The following is a 26,294-nucleotide window of genomic DNA, read 5'->3' as shown; positions in this document are numbered from 1 at the left end:
CTACAATCCGCGGCAGAGGTAGTTCCCATGTTCATGCGGTTGATCTACGACGACAAGCTGGCCCAGGCGGCCTATCTGATCGGCTGCCAGCGGACCGGCGAGGCCATCGTCATCGATCCGCAGCGCGACGTCGATCGGTACCTCGAGGTGGCGCGCGAGAACAACCTCCGCATCACGGCCGTCGCCGAGACCCACATCCATGCCGACTTCGTGAGCGGCGCCCGCGAGATGGCCGAGCGCGTCGGCGCCACGGTGTACGTCTCGGGCGAGGGCGGCGACGACTGGCAGAGCACCTGGGCCCGCGCGTACAACCACGTGGCGCTCCGCGACGGCGAGACCTTCCGCATCGGCAACATCGAGTTCCGGGCCGTCCACACGCCGGGCCACACGCCCGAGCACATGGTGTACGTCGTGACCGACACCGGCTCGGGCGCGAGCGAGCCCATCGGCGTGTGCACGGGCGACTTCGTGTTCGTGGGCGACCTGGGCAGGCCAGACCTCCTCGAAACCGCCGCCGGCCAGGTCGGCGCCCGCGAGCCCGGGGCACGCCAGCTCTTCTCGAGCGCCAAGTGGCTGCCCAGCCTGCCCGAATTCGTCCAGGTCTGGCCCGGCCACGGCGCGGGCAGCGCCTGCGGCAAGGCGCTCGGGGCCGTGCCCATGAGCACCGTCGGCTACGAGACGAGGTTCAATGCGCCGCTGCGCTCGGCCATCGGCCCCGACGCAGACGAGCGCCGGTTCGTCGATCTCATCCTCGAGGGCCAGCCCGAGCCCCCGCTGTACTTTGCCAGGATGAAGCGCATCAACCGCGACGGACCGCCGGTGCTGGGCGAGCCCACGCCGGTTCGCCGGGCGCTCGTCGCGGACGTCGCCGAGCTCGACCCGCACCAGATTGCCATCGTCGATACGAGGCCGTGGCCTGCGTTCCGCGACGGACACCTCGCGGGGTCCATGAGCTTCCCGGTCCAGGCCTCGTTCACCACCGACGTCGGCTCGATGGTGCGCGAGGACGAGGACATCTACGTCATTGCGGCCGCTGAGGACCTGCCCGAGATCCTGCGCGACCTCACCCGGGTCGGCCTCGACCGCGTACGCGGATGGCTCGACCCGGAGGACGTCGCCTCGCAAGACAACCTCGTGAAGGTCCGCGAAGTCGAGCCGAGCGAGGCCGCCGATCTCATAGCCGAAGCGAGCGTGTCGGTGCTCGACGTACGCCGCGCGACCGAGTACGACGCGGGCCACATCAAGGGGGCGCAGAACATCGCCCACACGCGGCTGGCCTCGCGGCTCGATGAACTGCCAACCAACGGAACGCTGCTGGTCCACTGCCAGGCGGGGGTCCGCTCCGCCAGGGCCTGCGGCTATCTCCAGCGTCTCGGGTTCGACGTCGTGAATCTGAAGGGCGGCTTCGCGGCCTGGCAAGAGGACCAGGCACGCATCGCCCGAACGTCTACGGATCGATAGGGGAGTTTCAAGAAATGGACGGCAGCAACCGGACGGTTGATGCCAGCACGCTGCGAACGTGGCTCGACTCGCGCTGCGCCGTGCTGGTGGACGTCCGCGAATCATTCGAGCACGCGACCGAGCGCATCGAAGGCGCCCGCCACGTGCCGCTTGCGCAGGTCGATCCCGATCGGCTCAAGGCCGAGTCTCCGGCCCAGCGTGTGGTGTTCCACTGCCGCAGCGGCGCACGCTCGGGCAAGGCCCTGGAACGCTGCGACGAGGCATTCGCCGCCGCGGGGATCCAGGCGTTCCACCTCGACGGCGGCATCGAGGCCTGGAAGTCGCTCGGCCATCCGGTCGAGCATCCCATCGGCGGCCCCAAGCTCGACGTGATGCGGCAGGTCCAGATCGTGGCCGGCTCGCTCGTCACCGGCGGCACGCTGCTGGGCATCGCGCTCACCCCGTGGCTCTTCATCGTGCCCGCCTTCGTCGGGTGCGGCCTGGTGTTCGCGGGCATCAGCGGGCACTGCGGCATGGCCCGGCTGCTTGGCCTGATGCCCTGGAATCGCCCGCGCTCGACGCCCAACGGGTAAATCCCTCGCCGCCGAACCCCAACAACACGAGCGAGCGGCCGCCTGCCCCTACAGTTGCCGCCCAAACCGGACCAGCCGGAGAGGAGCCGCGCTCGTGCAAGACGCCGTCGTGATGGAGAACCTGCGCAAGACCTTCGGGCCGAAGGTAGCCGTCGAGGGCCTCGACCTTCGCGTCAAGGCCGGCAGTCTGACGGGCCTCATCGGCCCCAACGGCGCGGGCAAGAGCACGACCATCCGCATGCTCATGTCCATCCTCTTCCCAGACTCGGGCACCCTGCAGGTGCTCGGCAAGAAGAGCGCTCTGCAGAGCAAGGACCGCATCGGCTACCTGCCCGAAGAGCGCGGCGTGTACCGCAAGATGAAGGTCACCCACTTCCTCAAGTACATGGGCAAGCTCAAGGGCCTGACCGACCCGGACCTCTCCACCCGCGTCGGCGAGTGGCTCGAGCGCGTCGAGCTCTCCGACGCAGCCAACAAGCGGTGCGAGGAACTCTCCAAGGGCATGCAGCAGAAGGTGCAGTTCATCTCGGCCGTGCTGCACGAGCCCGAGCTGATCATCCTGGACGAGCCCTTCAGCGGGCTCGACCCGGTCAACCTCCGCCTGCTCCAGAGCCTGATGACCGAGCAGCACCAGCAGGGCCGCACGGTCATCCTCTGCACGCACGTGATGTTCCAGGCCGAGCAGATGTGCGAGAGCATCGTGATGATCAACAACGGGCAGAAGGTGCTCGATGCCTCGATCGAGGAGATCCGCGCCACGCACGAATCGAGCCTGGTGCTGTTCGAGCCCGTCGAGGGCGAGGACCCGAGGGTCGTCGAGCGCATCGACGGCGTGGTCCGGGTCGAGGAAACCCGCGAGGGGTGGGCGGCCCACGTCGATCCCGATCGACTGCCGGCCTCGCACGCCGTTCGCGAGATCGCGGTGGCGCTCCCGGTCCGCAGCGTGGCGGCCAAGCGCGTGACGCTCGAGGACGTGTTCGTGGAGCAGGTCGCCGGCGGCAGCGACGCGACGGAAGCCGAGGTCCGCGACTCGCTGCGGGGCTCGGGCGACGAGAGCGAGGCCCTGGAAGGAGCGTCGGCATGATCCGCATCCTGCACATCGCCGGCCGCGAGTTCGCCTCGACGGTGCTGACCAAGGGCTTCATCATCGGCGCCGTGGTGGTGCCGGCGGTGCTGGCCGTGGCGATCCCGGTGATCATCTTCATCATCAGCCAGCAGAAGGCGCCGGCGATCGTCGGCACCGTCGCGGTGATCGATCCGACCGGCCAGGTCGCGCCGCGGCTGGTCGACTACCTCGCGCCCGAGGCCATCGCCGAGCGCCGCGGCGAACTCGCCGATCGCGCGAGCGAGATCATGCCATCGGTTCCCGGAAGCTCGCCCGAGGCCACGCAACGTGGCATGGACATGGTGCTCGGAGAAGCCCCGAACCTCACGGTGCAGGTGCTGCCGCCCGACACCGACTTCGAGGTCGCCAAGGAACGCATCCGCGAAGCGGTAAAAGACGATCCCGAGTCGACGATCGCCGTCGCGCTCATCGAACCGGACTCGGTGATGAAGGCCGACGAGGCGGAGCGCTTCGGTGCGTTCAATCTCACCGTCATGCCGCGGCTGGACGACCGCATCATCGACGAGATCCGGGGCGGGCTCCGGGAGAGCGTCCTCGAAGCGCGGTACGCGGCCAACGGCTTCGAGAGCGATGCCATCGAGGCGCTCACCACCGTCGCCGCCCCACGCACGACCGAAGTCACCGAAGAGGGCGAGCGAGACTCCACGAGCGCGATGAGCTTCATCCTGCCCGTCGTCATGATGCTGCTCGTCCTTGGCGCCGTGTTCACCGGCGGGCAGTACCTGCTCACCACGACCATCGAAGAGAAGTCCAACCGCGTCGTCGAGGTGCTGCTCAGCGCCGTCTCGCCGACGCAGCTCATGGCCGGCAAGATCCTGGGGCAGATGCTCGTGGGCCTGTCCATGCTGGCGATCTACTCGGGCGTGGGCATCGCCGCGCTCATCGCCTTTGCGCTTGGCGACCTCATCACGCCCATGCACCTCGTCTGGATGTTCCTGTTCTTCCTGACCGGCTATGGCATGATCGCCTCGCTCATGGCCGCCGCGGGCGCCGCGGTGAACGACCTACGCGAGGCCCAGGCCTTCATGACGCCCATCATGATGTTCATGATGATCCCCTACTTCATGATGATCGTCGTGCCGCGGGCGCCCAACTCGACGCTGTCGGTCACGCTGAGCTTCATCCCGCCCATCAATCCCTTCATCATGATGCTCCGCATCGCCAGCAACGATCCGCCGCCCCTCTGGCAGATCCTGCTCAGCCTGATCGTGTCGGCGGTCGGCGCCGTCGTTGCCATCTGGCTTGCGGGCAAGATCTTCCGCGTGGGCATGCTGATGTTCGGCAAGCCACCGAACTTCCGCACGCTCGTCCGCTGGGTGCGCATGGCGTGAGCGAGCAGGCCAAGGCCCCCACCGCCCAGGACCTCTACGAGACCTGCGTCCAGAGCCCGCGGCACGTGGTCGACCTGCTCCGCGCGATCCACGGCCGGGAGCCGCGTCGGTTGGGCGAGGACTTCGCGGGCAGCGGTGCCGTGAGCCGGGCCTGGGTCGGGCTGAGCGACCAGCACCAGGCGTGGTGCGTCGACAAGGACGCCGACGCGCTCGAACGCTGCTCGGCGACGCCGCGCCTGCACGCCCGCGTCGGCGACGTGCTCGATGAGTCGTCAAGCGTCGACGCGATCTGGGTCGGCAACTTCTCGATCGGCTACCTCCACGATCGCGCGGGCCTTCTTGCGTACCTGAGGCACGCACGATCCCGCCTTAGCTCGGCCGGCGTATTCGTGTGCGATACCTACGGCGGGGACAGCGCGTACCTCATTGGCGAAGTCCACCGCTATCACCCGCTGCCCAAGCACCTGTCGCCGGACGGCACCGGCGCGTGGCGCGTGCGCTATACGTGGGAGCAACGCGAGGCCGACGCGCTCACGGGCATGGTCGTTAACGCACTGCACTTCAGGATCGAGCGTGCCGGCGTGATCGAGGCCGAGCATACCGACGCGTTCGTGTACCACTGGCGGCTGTGGAGCGTGCCCGAGCTGCGCGATGCAATGGCCGAAGCCGGATTCGGCTCGACGGCGGTCTACGCACAGCTCCCCGACGCGGTCGACGACGACGGCACGCCGTACATCCGGCCCATGGAACCAGACGACCTCGACGACAGCTTCATCGTCTGCGTCGCGGGCAGAGCGGAATAGTCCGCACTAACAACGGGATTGGCAGGGCCAGCACCCATCGAGGAGGCCCCGTCATGAGCGACGCCAGCACACCGTCGAAGTCCGGCATCCCCACCATCCACAGCGGCAAGCCGTTCGTCATCGCGTCGTGGGTCGGCCAGCTCGTCGTGGCAGGCATCCTCGCGCAGACGTTGTTCTTCAAGTTCACCAACGCGCCCGAGACGCAGGTCATCTTCGAGGACCTGGGCGGACGCCCCGCCGCGATCGCCTCGGGCGTCTTCGAGCTCGTCGTGGTCGTGCTCATCCTGATCCCGAGGACTGCCGCGTTCGGGGCCGTTGGCGGCGCGCTCATGATGCTCGGCGCCATCGCCTCGCACCTGGCCGTCATCGGCATCGCCGTCCCGACGCCCGACGGCACGGGCGACGACGGCGGCACGCTCTTCGGCATGGCAGTCGCGGTCCTGCTGTTGTCGGCCATGGTGGCCGTGCTGCGGCGCGGGACCATCCTGGGCCTGCTCAAGCGAGGCTGAGGCGGGGCGGCGTCGCTCCTAGACTATTGAGACGAAGTCTCAAGGAGCGACCATGCCCACGATCTCGCGCGTTCTCCCCGCCATCACCGCCGTCGCGCTCGCCCTGCCTGCGTTCGCCCAGGACTGCCCCATCGCCGACGCCCTGTCGGCGAGCGACGCCGACGTCCGGATGTTCGACACCCACGTGACCACGCTTTCGAGCCCGGCAATGGGCGGACGCCTGCCAGGCAGCGAGGGCATGGAACTCGCCAAGCGATACGTGGAGCAAACATTCGAGCTTGTTGGCCTCGAGCCGGCCTTCGGCAGCGGCGGCAACGCGACGTATCGCCAGCCCTTCGCGATGGACGGGACGAGCGCCGAGAACGTGGCCGGCATCCTGCGCGGCACGGGCGAGCTCTCGGACGAGTTCATCGTCGTCGGAGCCCATCTCGACCATCTGGGCGATGGGCAGATCAGCTCTCGTGGCCAGACCGGGCTGCTGCACGCCGGCGCCGACGACAATGCCTCGGGCATCGCGGGCATGCTGGTGATGGCAGAGTCGCTCGCAGCCGACTTCGCCGAGCTGCCCGGCGATCGCCGCAGCGTGCTCTTCATCGCCTTCAGCGGCGAGGAATCGGGCCTCAAGGGCGCGACGCACTACGTGGAGAACCCCGTAGTCCCCATCACCTCCCACACGCTCATGCTCAACTTCGACATGATCGGGCGCGTCGAGGGAGGCCGTCTGAGCGTGTCGGGCGTCGGCACCGGGCACGGCCTCGAAGACGTCGTCACGCCGATCTTCGAGGCGTCGGCGCTCGTCGAGCAGGTCGAGAGCGGACTGAGCGGGCGCAGCGACCACTTTGCGTTCTACGAATCGCGCGTGCCAGTCCTGTTCGTCACGCAAACCGACCAACACGACGACTACCACACCGAGCGCGACGTCTCGTGGAAGATCAGCCGCACGCACGGCGCGCACACCGCGCGCGTCTTCAGCCAGGTCGTGCACGCCATCGCCAGTTCCACCGATGAGTTCCAGTTCGTCGGTGGTCCGCGAGCCGCGTCGGGCCCGGGCATGGGCAGCATCAAGGTCCGCTTCGGCATCCGCCCCGGCTCGTACGTCGAGGGCGTCGAGGGCGTCGCGGTCGGGGGCGTCACGCCCGATTCGCCGGCCGACTACGCGGGCCTGCAGGCCGGAGACCTGCTCGTCGCGTGGAACGGCGAGAAGGTCGGCGACGTCCGCGACTGGATGGGGCAACTCATGCGGCACGAGCCCGGCGACGTCGTCATCGTGACGGTCGAACGCGATGGTCAGCGCATCGATCTGAGGGCCACGCTGCAAGACCGCGGCGGCGCCTGAGACGCCCGCGGCCGCCGGACACGCTCGAGAAGGGAAAGCCACCTATCGGACTCGAACCGATGACCTAAGCTTTACGAAAGCTTCGCTCTACCAACTGAGCTAAGGTGGCACCCAAACTTTTTCCTTCCAAACAAGGCCGGCCTGCCGGGCACTCGTCGGAGGGCCGGTAGTATTCGGCGTTCGCCGGCCGCTGTCCAGTAACGAACCGTGCTGGCTGCGAATGCGACTCCGTCTCATGTTTTGAATGAGACCGATTCTCAGCGCACTTTCGCAGATTTCATGCCATACTTGTGCAGTGAGCCCCGGACCAACCGGAGCCCTGCATCCAAGGAGGCATCCATGCTCCAGATCACCGACGGCCAGTGCGGCAAGTGCGCCCACTTCGGCGAAGACCACCCAGCCGACCAGAAGCTCGTACAGATCCGCATCAGCGGGCAAGCTCCCGAAGACTTCCAGGAGCACTGCGGTCATCCCGACCTCAAGCCGCTCAACCTCACCGTGACGGCCACCAGCGGCTGCGCCGGGTTCGTCGCGGCCAAGGCCGGCTGATTTCCAGCCGACAACGAAGCCCTCATGACCCGCGGCACGAAGCCGCGGGTCTTTCGTGCGCAGTGGGACGATCGCGTGCAAGCTCGAACGCCCCTGATTGCCGATGAGGGGGACCTCGGGCGGCACCACGCAGGGAGGCGGGTATGGATGGCTTCGAACGGATCGTGTTCACGCTGGGCTTGGCGTGCCTCGGACTCGCCCTCGGATGCGAGGAGATCGGCATGCCGGCGACGGGCGGACCCGCAGCCGCGAGCGCGGGCGAGAAGCGAGAGGTCGCCGACCCCACCGCGCTGCCGGAGGCCCGCCGGACCGCCGAATTGGTCGACCTGGGCTCGGTCGACGTCGGCGCCATCAGCGTCCGGGCACTGCGCAGCCGTGGCGCGCCGTCGGCCGGCCAGGAGCTCCGGCTCGTCATCGTCGTGCCCGACGACGACGGCACGTCCTCGGTGACCGGCTGGATCGGCACCGATGCCCGGTTTTCCTCGGCGGTCGTCGGGGCTCGATTCTCCGAGCAGTTCGGCGGCTACGAGCTGCGTACGACCGCCCCGGACCCGCTGCCCGCCAGCGCAAGCTGGTGGATCGAGGTGCAGAGATTCGATGGTGCGACGCACGTGGGATCGGTTCCGCTCAGGTAGCAACGGGCGGGGCCCAGCCTCTGCCACAGGGGGTGCGATGTGACGACCAGCAATCGGGTGACCCTCCAGGCGTTGCTCTTCGTGCTGTGCGGATTGGCACTGACCGGCTGTACGACCAGTAGCGACCACATCATCTTCACGTCGAACCGAGACGGCGACCACGAGGTGTACCTCTACGACGTCGCATCCGGCGAGACGCGACGATTGACCGACAACGACGCGTTCGACTACGGCCCCGACTGCGCGGCGGATGGATCGAAGATTGCGTTCGTGAGCGATCGCGATGGCAACAGGGAGATCTACGCCCTCGATCTCTCGACCGAGGCGGTCACCAGAATGACGCACCACGAGGCTGCCGACAGTTCGCCGGCGTGGTCGCCCGACGGATCTCGGCTCGCGTTCGTGTCGCGGAGGGATTCCGATCGCGGCGAGATCTACGTGATGTCTGCCAACGGATCGGGCGTGACGCGCCTCACGACGAACGATCGCTACGAAGAGGTCCCCGCCTGGTCGCCCGACGGCCGCATGATCGCGTTTGGCGCGCTTGCCCAGAACGAGCAGGGCGAGCAGGTGCTCCAGGTCTTCGTCATGGATGCCGACGGCTCGAACGAGCGCCAGCTGACCGATCTCCCGGGCCATAACTCGGCGCCGCGGTGGTCGCCCGACGGCTCGCGTATCGCGTTCTACGGAAACGTCGGCCCGGGTTTCGTCGGCGCCGACATCTTCGTCATCGCGCCCGACGGCACGGGCCTGACCAACCTGACGCAAGACGACGAGCCCGACTGGCAACCCGACTGGTCGCCCAATGGCAGCCGCATCGTGTTCGCACGCGGGCCGAGCGACCCGCTGGACCTGTGGATCATGGACGCCGACGGCGGCAATCGCCGGCAGATCATCGACGAGCCCGGTCGCGACGAGCAGCCGCGCTGGCGGCCGCGCACTCCGTAGAAGGCCTTTGGGCCAACTCCGCAGCCCCGCCACCACCGTCCAGCGGGATATCAGACCCAGCATCGCCACGATCTTTCGCTGGGGGCAGGCATCCGTAGAACGCGGCGGGTCGGCGTGGTATAACCGCCCGTAGGACCGCGAATCGAGGCGCGGCCATCGTCGTCCAGACGCACCGGAGGCACGCATGCGTATCGCGACCCTTGCCCTCATTCTCCTGCTTCCGTGGCCGGCCCTCGCGCTCCAGCCCGCCGACCCGCCGGTGACCATCGCGGAGCAGACCGACTACCGCAAGACCGGCACCTCGGCCCAGGTCCAGGCGTTCTTGCAGGCGCTCCACGACCAGAGCGAACGCACCTGGCTCGGCTCGATCGGAAATTCTCACGAGGGCAAGCCCCTCTCGCTGCTTGTCGTGGCCGATCCGCCGGTGACCTCGGCCGAAGAGGCGCGGCGGAGCGGCAAGCTCGTCGTCCTCTTGTTCGGCAACATCCACTCGGGCGAGACCTGCGGCAAGGAAGCCCTGCAGATGCTGGCGCGCGAGCTCGCGCTGGGCGAGCGGCCTGACTTGCTCGACGACCTCGTCGTCTGCTTCGTGCCCAACTACAACCCCGACTCGAACGACAAGATGGACCCGGGCAACCGCCGTAACCAGAACGGCCCGGACGAGATGGGCCAGCGGCACAACGCCCAGGACCTCGACCTCAACCGCGACTGGATCAAGATGGAAGCGCCCGAGACGCGCGCCCTCGTGCGGTTCATGCACCAGTGGGATCCAGCCGTCATCGTCGACTCGCACACGACCAACGGCTCCAACCACCGCTACGTCATTACGCACCAGGGGCCCAAGCATCCCTCGACGCACCCCGGCCTGCTCGAGTTCTCGCGTGAGACGTTCATCCCAGAGATCGACGAGCGTTTCGAAGCCCAGACCGGCTACGACGCATGGGTCTACGGCAACTTTGCGGACGGCCACACCCGCTGGACGACCTATCCCGCCTCGCCGCGTTACGGCACGCCCTACCGCGGGCTGCGCAACCGCATCGGCATCCTGTCGGAGGCCTACGCCTACGCCAGCTTTGAAGACCGCGTCCTGGGCACGCTGGAGTTCTGCCGGGCGGTGCTGCAGGAATCCGCCGAGCACGCCGACGCCATCCGCGAGGTCGTCGCAGCCGCCGACGAGCACAACCGCTCGGGCGACGCGAGCCCGGTCGCGCTGCGCTCGCGGGCCATCCCCTTCCGCGAGCGATTCGAGGCCCTGGGTTATGTCGAGTACGACGACGAGGGCAACAAGATCGAGGCAACCGACGAGCCCCGCGACTACCAGGTCGAGCTCGTCAACGACTTCGAGGCCACCGTCACCGTCGATCGGCCGTGGGCCTATCTCGTGCCGGCCGACCTCGCCCACGTTGCCCGGCACCTCCAGCGGCATGGCGTCGAGGTGCGGGAGGTCCGCGAGGACATGGACCTGGACGTGCGGGCCTACCGCATCGACTCGATGCGCCGGGCCGAGCGCGAGTTCCAGGGCCATCGGATGCTGGACGTCTGGGACGTAACCGAGCAGACCTTGGGCGTGCGCATCGAGGCCGGCTGGCACCTCGTCCGCACCGAGCAGCCGCTCGGCACGCTGGCGGCGTACATGCTCGAGCCCCAGTCGACGGACGGGCTGACGGCCTGGAACTTCCTCGACGGGCACGTCGAGGAGGGCGGCCGATTCCCGATCTACCGCCTGCCCGAGGCGGCGCCGATCCTGACGCGCAGCGCCCAGCCGCTCGACGAGTTCCGCGACCCACCCAAGCGCATCACCTCGGAGATGATCATCGACCGGCAGGGCGTGCCAAATCTCAACGGCGCGGCTTCGGCGCGATTGGACTGGATCGACGACGAGCACCTGAGCAAGTCCGTTCCCGGCATTCCCGGTCGCTTCAAGATCGACGCACGAACCGGGCGCGTGATCGAGCAGCTGGACGAGAGCGCCGCCGACGCCGTGGCCGCGGTCATCGCCGAGCTACCCACGATCAGCGAAGGCCACGCGCGCCGAGTCGCGAGCTCAGCCTTCCGCACGCCTCGTGAAGACGGCCTCGTGTTCGAGCACGAGCAGGACCTCTACTACGTGTCCGCCGACGACTCGAGCGCCGTGCGGCTGACCGCGACGCCGCAACGCGAGGAGTCGTGGTCCCTGAGCCCGGACGGACGCTTCGTCGCCTACGTCCACGACAACGACCTGTGGGTCGTCGACGTCGCAACGCAGACGCCCAGAGCGCTCACCGAGGGCGGCAGCGACGACGTCCGAAACGGCAAGGCGAGCTGGCTCTACTTCGAGGAGCTCTTCGGCCGCAGCTGGAAGGCCTACTGGTGGAGCCCCGACTCTGTGAACATCGCCTTCCTGATAACCGACAGCACGGCGGTCCCGACGTACACCATCGTGGACAACCAGCGGCGCGAGCAGCGCATCGAAGTCGAGCGATATGCCCGGCCCGGCGAACGCAACCCCGACGTCGAGCTCGGCTTCGTCAGCCCCGAGGGCGGACGGATCCGGCTGGCCGACCTCTCAGCCTACGACGAGGGCCAGTTCCTGATCAGCGGCGTGTCATGGACGCCCGACGGCCGCCGGTGCATCGTGCACGTGCAGGATCGCATCCAGACGTGGCTCGACGTGCTGCACGTCTCGCCGCGCAACGGATCGCCCTCGAAGCTCATGCGAGACCGCACCGAGGCGTGGATTACCTCGCCTGGCGACTTCATCTACCTCGACGACGGCAGCTTCCTGATGTTCTCCGAACGCGACGGCTTCAAGCACCTGTACCACTACAGCGCACGGGGCCAGATCATCCGCCAGGTCACCAGCGGCGACTGGGAGTGCCAACGCGTGCTGCACGTCGACGAAGAGGGCGGCTGGCTCTACTTCGCGGGCACGACCTACTCGCACGTCGGCAGCGACCTTTCCAAGATCCGCCTGGACGGCACCGAGCTTACGCGCCTGACGCACGAGCCCGGCACGCACTCGGTCAGCCTGAATCCCTCGGCCACGATGTTCATCGATCGCTGGTCGGGCGTGAACCAGCCCAACAAGGTTGCCCTTCGCTCGACCGAGGACGGCGCCCTGATCCGCTGGCTCGACACCAACCCCGTGTACGAGCTCCAGGACTACCAGCTCGCCACGCTCGAGCACGCGAAGATTCCCTCGCGCCGCCCGGGCGTCGAGCTCGAGGCGATCGTGCACTATCCGCCGGACTTCGACGCGGACGAGACCTACCCCCTCTGGGTCATGACGTACGCCGGCCCGCACGCCCCCACCGTCCGAGACTCGTGGCGCGGCGGGCGCACGTGGGAACAGTTGCTATGCTCGGCCGGCATCGTCGTGCTGCGGGTCGATCCGTACGCGGCCAGCGGCAAGGGCGCGCGCAGCGCGTGGACCAGCTACCTGAACCTCGGCGTCGGCGAGTTGCAGGACCTCGAGGACGCCGTTGGCTGGGCGATCGACCAGGGCTGGGCCGATCCGTCGCGCGTCGGCATCAGCGGCCACTCGTTCGGCGGCTACATCACGGCGTACGCGCTCACGCACAGCGATCTCTTCACCGCCGGCATCTCGGGCGCGCCCGTGACGGATTGGCGAGACTACGACACGATCTACACCGAGCGGTACATGTCGACACCCCAGGCCAATCCCGAGGGCTACGAGCGGACGAGCGCCGTCGAGGGAGCCGCCAATCTCAGCGGCCGTCTACTGCTCGTGCACGGCGCTATCGACGACAACGTGCACGCGCAGAACTCGCTGCTCTTCGCCGACGCGCTCCAGCGAGCGGGCAAGCTCTTCGAGATGGCGATCTACCCCGGAAGCCGCCACGGCATCTGGTCGCGTCAGTACCGCCACCTGCAGTGGGAATTCATCAAGCGGACGATGGACGTCGACGAGCCGAGCCAGATGGTACCGAGCCACCAAGACTCGCGTACGGGAGAACAGGGCATCGAGGTCGCTGGAGACGGCTGAGGCGCGAGCAACCACCTACGGACGATGATGGGTTCGAATCGCCAAATGCTGGTAAGGGGGGAATTCACACCATGCCAACGACCACGCCCGAGCACGACAAGCGCATGGCGGAGCTGACCTTCGCCTCGGTCTATCCGCACTACGTAACCAAGGTCGAGAAGAAGGGCCGGACCAAGGACGAGCTGCACGAGGTCATCGCCTGGCTCACCGGCTTCGACGAGGCGCGCGTACAGCAGCACATCGACGACGGCTCGACGTTCGCCGAGTTCTTCGAAGACGCGACGCTCAACCCCAATGCCCACCTGATCACCGGCGTCATCTGCGGCTACCGCGTCGAGGACATCGAGAACCCACTCACGCGAGAGGTTCGGTACCTCGACAAGCTCGTCGACGAGCTCGCCAAGGGCAAGAAGATGGACAAGATCCTGCGGTCAGGGTGATGCTGCTCGAGCGTGTTCGACGCGTAGGCGGCGATCTATTCCGGCAGCGCCTCAAGCCACACGAGCAACTCCGAAGCAGATTTCTGTCCGCGAAGCTTCGACACGACCCGGCCGTCCCGCAGTGCGTAGGTCATTCGGATCGCGCGAGAGCCGAGATGGGCCTCGGCGAGCTCTGGCGATCGATCAGCCTCGACGTGCGTGGGCAGGAAGCGGCCCTCGGACAGCCTCGCAACGACGGCCTCGTCGTTGAGGGCATCCCGCTTGTATTGCTGGCACGGCGCGCATCGATCGGCGGTTGCGAACGCGACCACGACCCGGCGATCGCCCGCTTGGTCGATGGCGGCGTCGAGCGCTGGCCCGTTCGCGATGATCGGTGGGAGCGAGATCGTCTCGCGTGCGACGATGAAGCCGGTCTCGGGGTCGTACTCATGGTCGACGGTCAGGCGGTCCATCCAAGCCTGGATCGCCGGAGGTGGCGCAGACGCGTTCGATGGCTGCGTGCTCATGGCGACCTCCGATTGCGCTTCGTGCGTGGCGCAACCCGCGGCGCCGATCGAGACCAGCACGGCAGAGCCCATGACGCAGGGGAGACGGTTCTTCATGCCCGAGGCTAGGACTTGATCGAGGGCCGTCGACTCCGACTCCGTGATGCCAGCGCACCGATGGAACCAAAGAAAACGACCCTCTCCGAGATCGAAGAGGGTCGGCTTCGCTGCAAATAGTGCTGGCTGGACTTTGGTCGCGACGCGATTTCCTCTCGACTTGGTTGCACAACTACCCGGGAGTAATCGGCAGTTTCATGAGCCATTCGAGAGTCCATACCCCCACGCTGTTCGCATTTTCCTTGGGGGTCTCTTTTGTCAAGTCCAGCCGCCCTGTCATCCGGAAGTCTGGGGTCGGAGAAGCTCTTAAGACGGAAGTGCTCATCGGATGTCCCGTTGATCGGCGGATGTAAAATCTGCTTCGACGTACTCATCTACATGGCACCAAGCGCGTTCCAGCAGCACGGGAACGCATGGATCGATCACGCAGTAGATTGCCTGAAGCCCATTGCGACGCTTGCCAACTACGCCGATCTCAGCAAGTCGTTGCAACTGGTTCGACACCGCCTGAACCGACATCCCGCTCTCATCCGCGAGGTCTCCCACGCTGAGTTCGTCCACCCGGATTAGGGCGTGAAGCAGACGGAGTCGGGTCGGATGAGCCAAGCCTTTGAAGAGGATGCCGACCCGCTCGGCTTCGAGAGCCCCAATGAGCGGGCGCGCGGCCAGAGGCAGTTTTGGGCGGCAAGACTCCATGTGGGACCCTTTCGGATTTGTGAAAAGCGATGAACCGCGCTTGACTATTACACGGCATGGTGTAATAGTCAAGATGTCGCTGGCCTGATTGACCCGCATCCGCGCATCCATGAAACACCGCCAAGCCATCTCGATCCTGCTCACCTTCTTGTTGGCCGTGGGAGCTGGCCTCGGCCCGCGGTTTCTCTGCGTTTGTGCTGATGGGACAGCAACCACCCAGTTTGGCGACCAATTCTGCTGCGACGGGCCGGGTGAAGCCCCGTGCCCGATTCCCTCAGAGGACGGCGAAGACGCGAGTCACAGCGTTGCCTGCTCGGACGGCCGATGCCAGTCCACCGAGGTGGAATCCGAGTCGATCGTCGCCGTTGATCGCCTTGAGAAAGATACGGACAAAGACTGGTCCTTCGATGGACCAGACGATCCGACCTTCCCTTGGTTCGAGTTCCTCACTAACGGATCGGCAAGTACGACTTTCATCCCGCGACCTCCAGTGCCGTTGGATGTCGGGACATCTGGTTGCCATCTTCGCAGCGTGATTCTGCTCGTTTAGGACGACCTGGGATTCTGCGCAGTACATGTATTGCGTCCGTCTTTCCCAGAGGCTCGGTGTGCGCCGGGCAACGTCTCTATCCGAGTGGAACACATGAGATTTACTGAACCAAAGCTGTTTTGCTGCCTGGGCGTCGTCACTCTGTTGGGCGGTTGCGCGCCGTCACCATTCGACTTCGATCCCCCCGCCGCAAGGCCTCTTTTGCGCGATATGCCTCGTTACGAAGCACCGGAGGATCCTGATCGAGTCGGACCAACATCAGATGTGGTCACCATCGGTGAGCAGCTGACCCTTCGCCAGGCTCTCGCGGCTGCGCTCGTACGTAACCCGCGACTTCGATCGCTTGCCTGGGAGCCGAGGATTGCGGAAGCGCGTCGTCTGCAAGCCGGGCTCTCCCCCAATCCAAGCGTCGGAATTGAGGTCGAAGACTTCGCGGGCTCTGGAAGCTTGAGTGGCTTTGATTCTGCCGAGACCACCATAGCCTTTAGCCAGCTTCTTGAGCTTGGCGGGAAGCGAGACCGCCGCGTGCGGGTCGCCGAGGGGCAGTGGACTGTTGCTGCTCTCGACTACGAAGCACAGCGGCTGGCCGTGCTCACCGACACCGCGTCCCGCTTCGTACGGGTGCTGGAGCTCCAGCAGCGTGTTAAGTTCGCCGTTCGCGCGCAAGCACTCGCAGAGGAGAACCGGCGCGTCATTGATCGGCGGGTGCAGGCCGGAGATGTTTCACCCATCGACGAGATCAAGGCCCGGCTTGAAAGCGAATCCACCCGCATCGCCGCAGATCGACTCAGCCGGGAACTTGAGGCCGCGAGGCGTGAACTCAGTGCGATGTGGGATGCAACCGACCCCGGGTTTGACACGGCCATCGGATCGCTGGATGACCTCATGCCTGTGCCGTTGCTCGATGCCCTGACGGATCTCGTTGAGCACCATCCGGAAGTTCAGCGTTGGAGCGCAGAGACCGAGCGACGATCATTGGTGGTCGCTCTCGAACGGGCTCAAGCCGTCTCCGACGTGACGGCTGGTGCCGGCATTCGGTATGCCGAAGAGAGCGAAGATGTCGGTCTCGTCGTGGCAGTGTCCGTGCCATTGGCGATCTTTGATCGCAATCAGGGGGGGATACTGGCCGCCCGACTCCGAGCAGCACAAGCGATCGACGAGGGGCGGGCTTCCCGACGCGATTTGGCCACCCGGCTTGTTCGGGCACACGCCCGATTGACCGCCGCGTACCACGAGGCCCAGGCGATTGATGCCGCCCTACTTCCCGCGGCGAAGGACGCCTACGACGCGACGCGTCGGGCCTACGACGAAGGCAAGCTACCGTACCTCGATGTCCTCGATGCGCAGCGCACCCTTTTCGATACTGAAACCCAAAGGCTCGAAGCTCTCGCCGAATACCACGCCGCGAAGGTGCAGGTTGAGGGGCTCATCTCAGAGCCGCTGAACATCCATTCGCTCCGCGAACATTCTGATCACCCCAATCAAGGAGACACACCGTGAGACCATCACACGGCGTCATTTCACTCGTTTGCCTGTTCACAACGGCGCTCCTGCTTGGCGGGTGCGATCGCGAGCAGGAAGCATCATCGGCGTCCAATGGATCACGCGCATCTGATGTGACTCAGGTCGCGCACTCGCACGAGAACGGCGAGACTTGCTTTGTGTGTGACGCCACGAAACGCGACGCCGGTCGCTTGTGGTGTACCGAGCATGCCCGGTACGAGGACCGTTGCTGGATCTGTCAGCCGCAGCTCGAGGATCCCTCCCGACCTTACTGCGAGGAGCACTACCTGTATGAGGACGAGTGCCATCTCTGCAACCCGGCACTCGGTGCCTCGGAGAACGTAGCCAGCGAGTCGCCGGGCGGGCTCCATGGACACAGCGCTGACGAGACCTGCTTCATCTGTGACCCGGCTAAGCGTGATGCTGGCCGCTTGTGGTGCAGCGAGCACGCTCGCTACGAGGACCGGTGCTGGATTTGCCAGCCACAGTTGGAAGACGCGGATCGGGCGTATTGCGAGGAGCACTTTCTTTACGAAGATGAGTGCCACCTCTGCAACCCCGCCCTGCTGGGAGACGCCTCAGCGACGTCCTCCCGCGATGGCGCCCCCGCGCTCTTTTGTCATGAGCACGGGGTCGATGAGATCGAATGCGGAATCTGCCAGCCTCAGCTCGCTGGGACGCTTGAGGCTGGCGAGTCGCTGCTCGTCCGCATGCCCTCCGCGAGATCGGCAGAGCTTGCCGGGCTGACGCTTGAGCACCCGAATCGTGGCACTGCTTCAGCGTTGATCAGCTTGTTGGGCGAGGTCCGCTACAACGGGAACAGATTGGCAAAGCTCACACCGTTGGCTCCCGGTGTGATCACTGATATCCGCGTCGATGTCGGCGACCAGGTTGAAGAAGGGCAAATTCTAGCGGTCATCAACTCCGTGGCGGTGGCACAAGCGAAGTCCGCGTACCTGTCCAAGATCGCAGAGGTCGAAGCGAGAACCACCGTGTTCGAGCGTGAGCAGAAGCTCGTCAACGAGAACATTGCTGCACGCCGGGACTTGCAGGATGCCCAGGCAGCGCTCAAGCTCGCTGAGCTGGAAGTGCGTCGCACGCATCAGCAGCTCATCAATCTGGGCTTCACTGAATCGGAAGTCGCGGATATCGCGGCGGAGCAGTCGTCATCCTCGGACCTTTACGTCAGGGCACCCTTCGCTGGCAGCGTCGTCGAGCGGACTGCTGTGCTTGGCGAGGCAGCAGACTCAGAGGAATCGCTCTTCGAGATCGCTGATTTGTCAACGATGTGGATTGAGCTCGCTGTCCCGGAAGAGCAGGCGTTTCAGATCGAGCGCGGCGGGGAGATCGTCGCGAGCGTCCGGGCTCTGCCCGAGCTGGAGATCCCCGGACAGATCACATGGATCAGCCCGCGTATCGATGAACGAACCCGGATGGTACGGGCCCGCGCGACGGTTCAGAATGATCGTGGCATCCTTCGCCATGGCATGTTCACTGAGGTCTCCGCAATGATCGGCGGCACGTCGAACTCGCTGCTTGTGCCGGGTGAAGCGGTACACGAGATCGATGGCACATCGTTCGTGTTTGTGCGGCAGGAACCAGATCTGTTCGCAGTTCGGCGTGTCGATGTCGGCCCGCGTTCGCCCTCAGGTACCGTTGCGATACTAGCCGGTCTAAACGAGACCGAGGCCGTCGTATCAGGCGGCAGTTTCACTATGAAGACCGAGTTCCTCAAGTCTCGCCTCGGCGCGGGATGCGTTGACGACTGATCCGGAGCCGCCATGCTGACCCGTCTTATCGAGATGTCACTCAAAAACAGAGTGCTTGTCATTCTGCTGTTCGCGATCGCGTGTGCCGCCGGTGTGTACCGGATGATCCAGCTTCCGATCGACGCGTTTCCCGATACCACGCCGATCCAAGTGCAGATCAACACGGTGGCCCCCGCGCTCAGCCCGGAAGAAATCGAGCAACAGATCACTCTCCCTGTCGAACTCTCAATCGGCGGACTGCCCGGTCTCCAGAACGTGCGGTCCGTCTCAAAGTTCGGCTTCTCACAGGTCGTGGCGACCTTCGATGATGACATCCGCATTATCGACGCGCGGCAGTACATTACTGAACGGCTCTCGGCGGTCGAACTGCCAGATGGTGTCGGAAGGCCGGAGCTCGGCCCGATCGCGACCGGTCTCGGTGAGGTCTTTCACTACGTCATCCGGTCGGAGACCGGCGAACACTCTATCGAAGAACTCCGGACCATCCACGATTGGGTGATCAAGCCCGAGCTTCGCAAGGTCCCGGGTGTGGCCGAGGTCAATTCATGGGGTGGCTTGGAGCGGCAGTATCACGTCGTCGTCAAGCCTGAAGCACTGATCAAGTTTGGCTTCACGCTTGAGGATGTGCTAGATGCGCTGCGCCGCAACAACGCCAACGTCGGCGGCGGGCAGATCGTGACCTCCGGTGAAGCGAGGGTGGTGCGGGGGCTGGCGCGTGTTGCGACGATCGGTGAGATCGAGAACATCGTGGTTGCTTCCAGCGACGGCACGCCGGTGCGGATTCAGGATGTCGCGGAGGTTGAAATCGGCAGCGAGATCCGCCGCGGCGCGGTCTCGGCGTACGGCGATGGCGAGGTCGTCCTCGGCCTGGCCTTCATGCTGATGGGCGAGAACAGTCGTGTGGTGACCGAGGAACTCCGCGAGCGTCTTGAGTCCCTCACACCCTCGCTGCCCACTGATGTTGTCGTAGATGTGGTGTACGACCGGACCCTGCTCGTCGAGCAGGTCATCAAGACGGTCGAGCACAACCTCGTGATCGGTGCCGTGTTGGTGATTGTTGTGTTGCTCATCATTCTGGGCAACATCCGAGCCGGGCTGCTCGTAGCGGTCGCCATCCCGATTTCCATGCTGTTCGCCGTGCAGGGCATGTACGAGTTCGCGATCGCGGCGAGTTTGCTCAGCCTCGGTGCAATCGACTTCGGCATCCTTGTCGACGGCTCGGTGGTCATGACGGAAGCGAACCTCCGCTCGCTGAAGGAACGGCAGCGAGAGCTTGGCCGGAAGCTCTCGCCTTCAGAGCGGCTCGAATCGATCGCGACATCTAGCGCGCGCGTGGTGCGACCCATCGTGTTCGGGATGGGCATCATCACGCTCGTCTTTGCCCCCGTGCTGACGCTTGAAGGCATCGAAGGGAAAATGTTCCGGCCGATGGCGTGGACGTTCATCTTCGCGCTCCTGGGAGCCCTGATGGTCGCCGTGTTTCTGTCACCCGTCCTGTCGTACTACTTCCTTCCGCGTCGCGCGAAGCCCAAGGATGCCGTTCTGCTACGCGGATTGGCCTCGGCATACGGTTGGGCCGTCGGCAGAGCGATTCGACTCCGGTGGGTCGTGATGCTGCTGGCCGTGGCCCTGCTTGGCGTTGCGGGCTACCGGAGCACGCAGATGGGCGGCGAGTTCATCCCGCGGCTGAGCGAGGGCTCGATGGTTGTGAACACCATCCGGCTCGCTGGCGTCTCGATCGATGAGTCCGTGCGGTACAACACACGGATTGAGGAGGTCCTACTCGATGAGTTCCCAGATGAAATAGAGCACATCTGGAGCCGGATCGGGACCGCCGAGGTGGCGACCGATCCGATGGGGATCGAGCTGACGGATATCTTTTTGACGCTCAAGCCGCGTGCAGAGTGGGCGAGAGCGGACACGCAGGCTGGGCTCGTGATCGAAATGGAGAAGATCATCTCGCAGTTCCCCGGCGTCAATATGGTGTTCACGCAGCCGATCGAGATGCGCATGAACGAGATGGTCTCGGGCATCCGATCAGACATCGGGATCAAGATCTTTGGCGACGACTTCGACGAGCTGCTTCGGATCGCTGACGACGTGCAGCGCGTGCTGCTGGATATTCCAGGTGCGTCAGACATCTCGGTCGATCAGATCACGGGGCAACCGTCGCTGTCTGTCTCCGTCGACCAGTCCCGCGTTGCCCGCTACGGCGTCGCGGCCAGCGAGGTGCTGGATTTCGTTGAGGCGATCGGTGGGATCCGCGTCGGCGAGGTGTTTGAGGGCCAGCGTGTCTTTCCGCTTGTCGTCAGACTTCCGCAGACATTTAGAGAGGATGTCGCAGCCGTGTCTTCGGTTCGTATCCCGACCGAGGGGGGTGTCGCGGTTCCGCTCTCGTCCCTGGCCTCGGTCGATCTCTCGGAAGGATCGGCCACGATCAACCGCGAGTGGAGCAGAAGACTCATCCGTGTGCAATCGAATGTCAGTGGCAGAGACCCCGCGTCATTCGTCAATGAAGCAAGGGCGGCAATCGATGCACAGGTTGCGTTGCCCGAGGGTTACGTGCTTGAGTGGGGCGGACAGTTTGAGAACTTGGAACGCGCCAGGACTCGCTTGGTCATCGTTGTGCCCGCGGTTCTACTCATGGTGTTCTTTCTGCTGTATTTCAGCCTGAAGAACCTGCGGGATGTTGTCATTATCTACACCTGCATCCCTTTTGCTGCCGTCGGTGCGATCTTCGCGTTGTGGTGGCGAGATATCCCATTCAGCGTCAGCGCCGCCGTCGGGTTTATCGCTCTCACGGGCATCGCCGTGCTCAACGGGCAGATCCTCATCACCGCTATCCGCGACACACTCAACACCGGCCAGCAGAGCAAGGATGCGATCATTGCGGCCTCGAAGACTCGCCTCCAGCCGGTGCTCGCGACGGCGATCACTGATATCGCTGGGTTCGTCCCGATGGCGATTGCAACGGGGGTGGGGAGCGAGATCCAGCGGCCGCTGGCGACGGTGGTGATCGGCGGCATGGTCACGTCGACGCTCCTCACACTGTTCGTGCTTCCGGTTATCGCATCGGTCTTCATGAAACAAAGTGCGCAGGTTGCTGACTCGGAGCGTGATCAGTGAGCGGCTGCGACTGTGCAGAGGACGCCGTTGGTCTGGAGCAGCGAACGCTCATAGCGCTACTCACGATCAACGGCGTGATGTTCGTTGCCGAGGTGATGGTTGGATGGATCGCGGAGTCCACCGCACTGCTGGCCGACTCGCTTGACATGCTGGCCGATGCCACGGTGTACGGCATCGCGTTGTACGCGGCGAGCCGGTCCGGCGGCACACAGCGGACCGCAGCGCGAGTGAGCGGCGTCCTTCAGATCGCGCTGGGTCTTGGAGTTTTGGTCGAGGTAATCCGCCGGACGCTGTTCGGCAGCGAGCCGACGAGTCATCTGATGATTGGGGCTGGGGCTGTCGCGCTTGTTGCAAATCTGATCTGTCTCCGGCTTATCGCAAAGCATCGCGAGGGCGGTGCGCACATGCGAGCGTCTTGGATCTTCTCGAAGAACGATGTCATCGCGAACACTGGTGTGATCGTAGCTGGGCTTCTCGTGATGGCATTGGGTAGCCGCGTTCCTGATCTCGTGGTCGGTTCGATTGTCGCCGCGGTTGTGATTCGTGGGGGCGTTCAAATCTGGGCGGACTCAAGCAGAGATGCGGGGGTTCAGAACTGATTTCTGTAGGTACGTCCTCTCGCGGCTTTAGGTAGGTGTTCCCCCTCACCCCCGGGTGCCCGGCGGGCATGGCTGGCCTTGGTGGTGAGACCCGGGCACCGGAGGGCGAGTCCTGCGCACGGGCTCCCCGAGGCCCCGGCAACCCCTTGAACGGGCCTTACCGCACTGAACCTCGATGACCCGTAATAATTTTGGTAGAGAAAGGGATGTCCCGGCAATCGATCCATCTCGGTCAGGTCTCCGGATCTCAAGCAACGCTCGGCGAGAGCCGAGGTATACTTTACGCGTGAAGTATCGCCCGCTCGCCATCCTGCTCACCGCGATCATCGCCTTCCACGCCCTCGCTGGCGGCGCAGGCGGTATAGCGGTGCTGTGCCTCGGCGGCGGCCATCAGCACGCACCCGCAGAGTCCGATCACTGCGAATCCTCGTGCAGCCACGATGCGTCATGGCCACTCCCCGTGCCCGCGGGAGAGCATCAGCACGACTGCGGCTGTACCGATGTCGAGATCACAACCGCGGAGATCCTGACGCTGCCCCGGAGTGACACTGGGAGCGATGTGCCGCCCGCGATCGTCTCGTCGCCATCGTGGGGCGTCATCCTTGCGGAGACCGGCCTTGGTCGCCGCGGCCCGCCGATGCCGCCGCGTTGGTTTGACCCCGGTGGGGTCCACAGGCTCGCGATCGTGGCGAGCGTTCGTCTGACCATCTGATTTCTGTCTGTTCCTTCGCGCGTGCCGCGGCGGCGCTGTCCGTTGCGGCTGTCATCGCTTTGGACCCAGACAGGAATCACAAACAATGGACAATCTGAAACGCCCGCGTCGAACGCGGGTCATGCTGCCGGGCCTCGGCTCGACATTTGCCCTGATCGCGCTGGCGGGCTGCCAGTCCTACGAGCGGTTACCGCTGGAGTTGGCCAACCATCGGGCCGCGCTCGATGCACGGCTCGTTGCCACTGAACCCATCTCGGATTTCGTTGAGCGGCTCTCCGAGGCCGGCAACCAGGTGCCGGAGCGGTTCGACCCGAACGACGGGCTCTCAACCGCAGAGGGCGAAGTGCTCGCCCTGTTCTATAACCCTGACCTCCGGCTCGCTCGCCTCGATGCCGGCGTCGCGCTCGCGACCTTCGAGACGGCGGGGTTGTGGGAGGACCCACAGTTCGGCTTCGACGGGGCGGAGATCCTCTCGCCGTCGGGGCCGTTCGAATACGGACTCACGCTGAGCCTGACGATCCCGATTTCGGGTCGGCTCGGCGTCGAGAAGGATCGGGCCGGGGCGGCGTACGAGACCGAGCTGCGGCGGATCGTCGATGCAGAATGGAGCACGCGGGCCGCGGTTCGCTCGGCCTGGGCGTCGTGGTCCGCAGCGTCCGAGCGGCTCCGATTGCTACGTGAGGTGATCGGTCAGGTCGAGCGGATCTCCGCCATAACCGACCGGCTGGAGACGGCGGGAGAACTCACGCGGGTCGAGGCTCGGCTCCTGCGGGCCGAGTTGGTCGAGACCCGTGCGGATGTTGCCGAGGCGGTGTTCGCAGAAGCCCGGGCCCGTGTCGAACTTCTCGGTTTGATGGGGCTTCCGCCGGACGCTCCGGTGGAGTTGCTGCCGGCGCTTCCGCCTGCGTCGATCGCCGAGATCACCGATGCGATCGGGCGACTCATCGAGGCGAACACCACCCTCGCGGTGCGGCGGGCCGAGTATCAGGTCGCCGAGGAGACACTCCGCCTGGAGGTCCGCAAGCAGTATCCGGACATCACGATCGGCACGGGCTATGGGAGCGAGGACAACGACGACCGACTCCTGCTTGGCGTGTCGATTCCGATACCGATTCACAACGCCAACCGGGCGGGCATCGCGGAAGCGAAGGCTCGCCGCGAGGTCGCTCGGGCCGCGGCGGAGACGACCTTCGAGCGTCTGGCCCGCGAACTCGCAATGGCCCGTGCCGCGTATAACGCCTCGCAGAAGCAGCGAGACGCGTTCGAGCGTGATCTTGTACCGATGCTCGACGAGCAGGCATCCGAAGTCGAGCAACTGATCGATCTTGGCGAGGTCAACACGCTGCTCTTGCTCGAAACCGTCACGCGACGGTTCGAGGCCAAGAGCCGTCTGCTCGATCTTCGTCTGGCCGAGACCAACGCGGCGATTGAGATCACTCGCCTGCTCGGCCCGGACGAGCCGGAAATGCCGGCTGCTGTCGGGCCAGCGACCGACGATGACACCACAACGGTAACCACACCACACACCGCGGCGCGAGGCGAAACGCCCGCCGAGGAGGCATCCCGATGAACATCATGGAACGGGCGATCGCGATCGCCCTCGCGGCAGTTCTGCCGCTGACACTGGCCGCCTGCGATGGCGGATCCCCGAAGACATCCGGCGAGGCCGAGCACGGCGAGGCGGATGGGCACGACCACTCGTCAGAGGCCGAGGCCGAGGCAACCGGGTCCGACCGTGTCGCGATCCCGGCCGCGGTGCGGTCGAACCTCGGGATCAGCTTCGTCAAGGTCGAGCGCCGGCGAGTTGAGCAGACCCTCCGCGTGCCGGGCCGGTTCGAGTACCTTCCCACGGCGCGACGCGAGTATCGCACGGCCGTGCCCGGGCGGGTTGAGTTGCTCGTCGAGCAGTTCGACCGGGTCGAAGCGGGCCAACCGCTCTACCGGCTCGATTCGCCGTCATGGCGGGAGATGCAGCAGCAACTGGCCGATGCTGAGGCCCAGATCGAGCGGCTGGATGCACGGCTTGAGACCTTCGAGCCGTTGCTCGCGGCGCACCAGCAGCACGAGGACAGCCTCCACGAGAGTGTCGCCGTCTGGAACGAGCGGGTCGAGCAGTTGCAGTCGGTCCGCGAGGCGGGCGGTGGCCGCGTCGATGAATTCGCCCAGGCCCGTGCGTCGCTCGCAAGCACCCGAGCCGACCTTGCCAACGTGATGGAAAAGAAGGCGGAACTCGGAGCGGACCGGCAGCAGACCGTTGCTGATCTCCGTGCGGCCCGGTCACGCCTGGACTATCTGCTCGATGCCGCCTCATCGGTCGTTTCTCGTTCGAGGGACGAACTCGCCCGGACCGTGGAGACGCCTCATGGGACCGAGCCCGTTTGGGCCACGATCGCCGCGATCGAGGTCAATGCGTCCGAAGCCGGCGTCGTGGAAATGCTGGGCCTGACGAACGGCTCGTGGGCGGACGAGAAGACACCCGTCGTCACCGTCGTGCAGCCCGATCGGCTCCGTTTCCGAGCGTCCGGGCTCCAGAGCGACCTGGGCGTGCTGCGGGACGGGCTCACGGCCCGGATCGTCCCACCGACGCCGACCGCCGCGGGACGCGCCGTGCCCCTGACCGAGACGATGGACGGCACGATCACACTTGGATTGGCAGGCGATCCCAACGCCCGCACGCTCGAACTGTTCGTCGTACCCGATGAACTCAAGCCCTGGGCCCGACCGGGCGTCTCGGCTCAACTTGAGATCGTGACCGACTCGACGGCTTCGCCCGAACTCGCCATCCCGCTCGCCGCTGTGCAGCGTGATGGGCTCTCGCCCGTCATCTTCCGTCGCAACCCGAGCAACCCGAACGAGGCGATCCGCATAGAGGCCGACCTCGGTCTCGACGATGGGCGTTGGGTCGCCCTGCTCAGTGGTCTTCGTGACGGCGACGAAGTCGTCCTCGACGGTGCTTTTCAGCTCATGCTCGCCACCAGCGGATCGATCCAAAAGGGTGGCCACTTCCACTCCGATGGCACGTTCCACGAAGGGGAGGATTGA

21 protein-coding genes and 1 tRNA gene are annotated in these 26,294 nt (G+C 65.4%); 19 read left to right on the top strand and 3 right to left on the bottom strand.

The annotated features are described in order from the left end of the window. Positions 1-27 precede the first annotated feature (27 nt). From RIA68_02030 to RIA68_02000, 7 genes are all read left to right on the top strand, one after another. On the top strand, positions 28-1,461 hold the full coding sequence (locus RIA68_02030) for an MBL fold metallo-hydrolase (protein MEQ8316210.1): 1,434 nt from the start codon (positions 28-30) through the stop codon (positions 1,459-1,461). Positions 1,462-1,475: 14 nt separating this feature from the next. Next, the gene (locus RIA68_02025) at positions 1,476-2,033 is read left to right on the top strand and encodes a rhodanese-like domain-containing protein (GenBank protein ID MEQ8316209.1); all 558 of its coding nucleotides are present in this window, start codon (positions 1,476-1,478) and stop codon (positions 2,031-2,033) included. Positions 2,034-2,127: 94 nt separating this feature from the next. Next, the gene (locus RIA68_02020; GenBank protein MEQ8316208.1) at positions 2,128-3,117 is read left to right on the top strand and encodes an ATP-binding cassette domain-containing protein; all 990 of its coding nucleotides are present in this window, start codon (positions 2,128-2,130) and stop codon (positions 3,115-3,117) included. Then, positions 3,114-4,490: an ABC transporter permease gene (locus RIA68_02015; GenBank protein MEQ8316207.1), complete on the top strand. Its 1,377-nt coding sequence runs from the start codon at positions 3,114-3,116 to the stop codon at positions 4,488-4,490. The genes RIA68_02020 and RIA68_02015 overlap by 4 nt, the downstream gene beginning before the upstream one ends. Then, positions 4,487-5,293: a class I SAM-dependent methyltransferase gene (locus RIA68_02010; GenBank protein ID MEQ8316206.1), complete on the top strand. Its 807-nt coding sequence runs from the start codon at positions 4,487-4,489 to the stop codon at positions 5,291-5,293. Before RIA68_02015 ends, RIA68_02010 begins: the two co-directional genes overlap by 4 nt. Before the next feature lie 53 nt (positions 5,294-5,346). Then, the gene (locus tag RIA68_02005; protein ID MEQ8316205.1) at positions 5,347-5,802 is read left to right on the top strand and encodes a hypothetical protein; all 456 of its coding nucleotides are present in this window, start codon (positions 5,347-5,349) and stop codon (positions 5,800-5,802) included. A gap of 52 nt (positions 5,803-5,854) precedes the next feature. After that, positions 5,855-7,138 (top strand): M20/M25/M40 family metallo-hydrolase, encoded by a 1,284-nt coding sequence (locus tag RIA68_02000; protein MEQ8316204.1) that lies wholly within the window; start codon positions 5,855-5,857, stop codon positions 7,136-7,138. 36 nt (positions 7,139-7,174) lie between these two features. Here the strand turns inward: RIA68_02000 and RIA68_01995 are convergent. After that, positions 7,175-7,247: transfer RNA gene (locus RIA68_01995), tRNA-Thr, on the bottom strand. Positions 7,248-7,477: 230 nt separating this feature from the next. Here RIA68_01995 and RIA68_01990 point away from each other — a divergent pair. From RIA68_01990 to RIA68_01970, 5 genes are all read left to right on the top strand, one after another. Continuing rightward, on the top strand, positions 7,478-7,687 hold the full coding sequence (locus tag RIA68_01990; protein MEQ8316203.1) for a hypothetical protein: 210 nt from the start codon (positions 7,478-7,480) through the stop codon (positions 7,685-7,687). Positions 7,688-7,830: 143 nt separating this feature from the next. Continuing rightward, a complete protein-coding gene (locus RIA68_01985; protein ID MEQ8316202.1) occupies positions 7,831-8,322 on the top strand; it encodes a hypothetical protein in 492 nt (163 codons plus the stop codon). Positions 8,323-8,361: 39 nt separating this feature from the next. Continuing rightward, a complete protein-coding gene (locus tag RIA68_01980; protein ID MEQ8316201.1) occupies positions 8,362-9,270 on the top strand; it encodes a DPP IV N-terminal domain-containing protein in 909 nt (302 codons plus the stop codon). A 184-nt stretch (positions 9,271-9,454) separates the two neighbouring features. Beyond that, on the top strand, positions 9,455-13,255 hold the full coding sequence (locus tag RIA68_01975) for a DPP IV N-terminal domain-containing protein (protein ID MEQ8316200.1): 3,801 nt from the start codon (positions 9,455-9,457) through the stop codon (positions 13,253-13,255). A 71-nt stretch (positions 13,256-13,326) separates the two neighbouring features. Then, positions 13,327-13,695: a DUF2200 domain-containing protein gene (locus RIA68_01970; protein ID MEQ8316199.1), complete on the top strand. Its 369-nt coding sequence runs from the start codon at positions 13,327-13,329 to the stop codon at positions 13,693-13,695. Between the two features lie 35 nt (positions 13,696-13,730). Here RIA68_01970 and RIA68_01965 read toward each other — a convergent pair whose 3' ends face one another. Then, on the bottom strand, positions 13,731-14,297 hold the full coding sequence (locus RIA68_01965; protein MEQ8316198.1) for a hypothetical protein: 567 nt from the start codon (positions 14,295-14,297) through the stop codon (positions 13,731-13,733). A gap of 321 nt (positions 14,298-14,618) precedes the next feature. Further along, a complete protein-coding gene (locus RIA68_01960; GenBank protein ID MEQ8316197.1) occupies positions 14,619-15,104 on the bottom strand; it encodes a metalloregulator ArsR/SmtB family transcription factor in 486 nt (161 codons plus the stop codon). Between the two features lie 532 nt (positions 15,105-15,636). Here RIA68_01960 and RIA68_01955 point away from each other — a divergent pair. From RIA68_01955 to RIA68_01925, 7 genes are all read left to right on the top strand, one after another. Then, the gene (locus RIA68_01955; GenBank protein ID MEQ8316196.1) at positions 15,637-17,043 is read left to right on the top strand and encodes a TolC family protein; all 1,407 of its coding nucleotides are present in this window, start codon (positions 15,637-15,639) and stop codon (positions 17,041-17,043) included. Then, on the top strand, positions 17,040-18,815 hold the full coding sequence (locus tag RIA68_01950) for an efflux RND transporter periplasmic adaptor subunit (protein ID MEQ8316195.1): 1,776 nt from the start codon (positions 17,040-17,042) through the stop codon (positions 18,813-18,815). Before RIA68_01955 ends, RIA68_01950 begins: the two co-directional genes overlap by 4 nt. Before the next feature lie 12 nt (positions 18,816-18,827). Beyond that, on the top strand, positions 18,828-21,941 hold the full coding sequence (locus RIA68_01945; protein MEQ8316194.1) for a CusA/CzcA family heavy metal efflux RND transporter: 3,114 nt from the start codon (positions 18,828-18,830) through the stop codon (positions 21,939-21,941). Continuing rightward, on the top strand, positions 21,938-22,540 hold the full coding sequence (locus RIA68_01940) for a cation transporter (GenBank protein ID MEQ8316193.1): 603 nt from the start codon (positions 21,938-21,940) through the stop codon (positions 22,538-22,540). The genes RIA68_01945 and RIA68_01940 overlap by 4 nt, the downstream gene beginning before the upstream one ends. 286 nt (positions 22,541-22,826) lie before the next feature. After that, the gene (locus tag RIA68_01935) at positions 22,827-23,252 is read left to right on the top strand and encodes a hypothetical protein (GenBank protein ID MEQ8316192.1); all 426 of its coding nucleotides are present in this window, start codon (positions 22,827-22,829) and stop codon (positions 23,250-23,252) included. Positions 23,253-23,373: 121 nt separating this feature from the next. Beyond that, a complete protein-coding gene (locus RIA68_01930; GenBank protein ID MEQ8316191.1) occupies positions 23,374-24,822 on the top strand; it encodes a TolC family protein in 1,449 nt (482 codons plus the stop codon). Beyond that, on the top strand, positions 24,819-26,294 hold the full coding sequence (locus RIA68_01925; GenBank protein MEQ8316190.1) for an efflux RND transporter periplasmic adaptor subunit: 1,476 nt from the start codon (positions 24,819-24,821) through the stop codon (positions 26,292-26,294). Before RIA68_01930 ends, RIA68_01925 begins: the two co-directional genes overlap by 4 nt.

Source organism: Phycisphaerales bacterium (assembly GCA_040217175.1).
GTDB lineage: Bacteria > Planctomycetota > Phycisphaerae > Phycisphaerales > UBA1924 > JAHCJI01.
This window is presented reverse-complemented; position numbering and strand designations above follow the sequence as displayed.

Excerpts from the sequence above, each read along its gene's own strand:
- RIA68_02030 (MEQ8316210.1), top strand. The coding sequence starts at position 28 with ATGTTCATGCGGTTGATCTACGACGACAAGCTGGCCCAGGCGGCCTAT.
- RIA68_02025 (MEQ8316209.1), top strand. The coding sequence starts at position 1,476 with ATGGACGGCAGCAACCGGACGGTTGATGCCAGCACGCTGCGAACGTGG.
- RIA68_02015 (MEQ8316207.1), top strand. The coding sequence starts at position 3,114 with ATGATCCGCATCCTGCACATCGCCGGCCGCGAGTTCGCCTCGACGGTG.
- RIA68_02005 (MEQ8316205.1), top strand. The coding sequence starts at position 5,347 with ATGAGCGACGCCAGCACACCGTCGAAGTCCGGCATCCCCACCATCCAC.
- RIA68_02000 (MEQ8316204.1), top strand. The coding sequence starts at position 5,855 with ATGCCCACGATCTCGCGCGTTCTCCCCGCCATCACCGCCGTCGCGCTC.
- RIA68_01990 (MEQ8316203.1), top strand. The coding sequence starts at position 7,478 with ATGCTCCAGATCACCGACGGCCAGTGCGGCAAGTGCGCCCACTTCGGC.
- RIA68_01985 (MEQ8316202.1), top strand. The coding sequence starts at position 7,831 with ATGGATGGCTTCGAACGGATCGTGTTCACGCTGGGCTTGGCGTGCCTC.
- RIA68_01975 (MEQ8316200.1), top strand. The coding sequence starts at position 9,455 with ATGCGTATCGCGACCCTTGCCCTCATTCTCCTGCTTCCGTGGCCGGCC.
- RIA68_01970 (MEQ8316199.1), top strand. The coding sequence starts at position 13,327 with ATGCCAACGACCACGCCCGAGCACGACAAGCGCATGGCGGAGCTGACC.
- RIA68_01965 (MEQ8316198.1), bottom strand. The coding sequence starts at position 14,297 with ATGAAGAACCGTCTCCCCTGCGTCATGGGCTCTGCCGTGCTGGTCTCG.
- RIA68_01960 (MEQ8316197.1), bottom strand. The coding sequence starts at position 15,104 with ATGGATGCGCGGATGCGGGTCAATCAGGCCAGCGACATCTTGACTATT.
- RIA68_01955 (MEQ8316196.1), top strand. The coding sequence starts at position 15,637 with ATGAGATTTACTGAACCAAAGCTGTTTTGCTGCCTGGGCGTCGTCACT.
- RIA68_01945 (MEQ8316194.1), top strand. The coding sequence starts at position 18,828 with ATGCTGACCCGTCTTATCGAGATGTCACTCAAAAACAGAGTGCTTGTC.
- RIA68_01930 (MEQ8316191.1), top strand. The coding sequence starts at position 23,374 with ATGCTGCCGGGCCTCGGCTCGACATTTGCCCTGATCGCGCTGGCGGGC.
- RIA68_01925 (MEQ8316190.1), top strand. The coding sequence starts at position 24,819 with ATGAACATCATGGAACGGGCGATCGCGATCGCCCTCGCGGCAGTTCTG.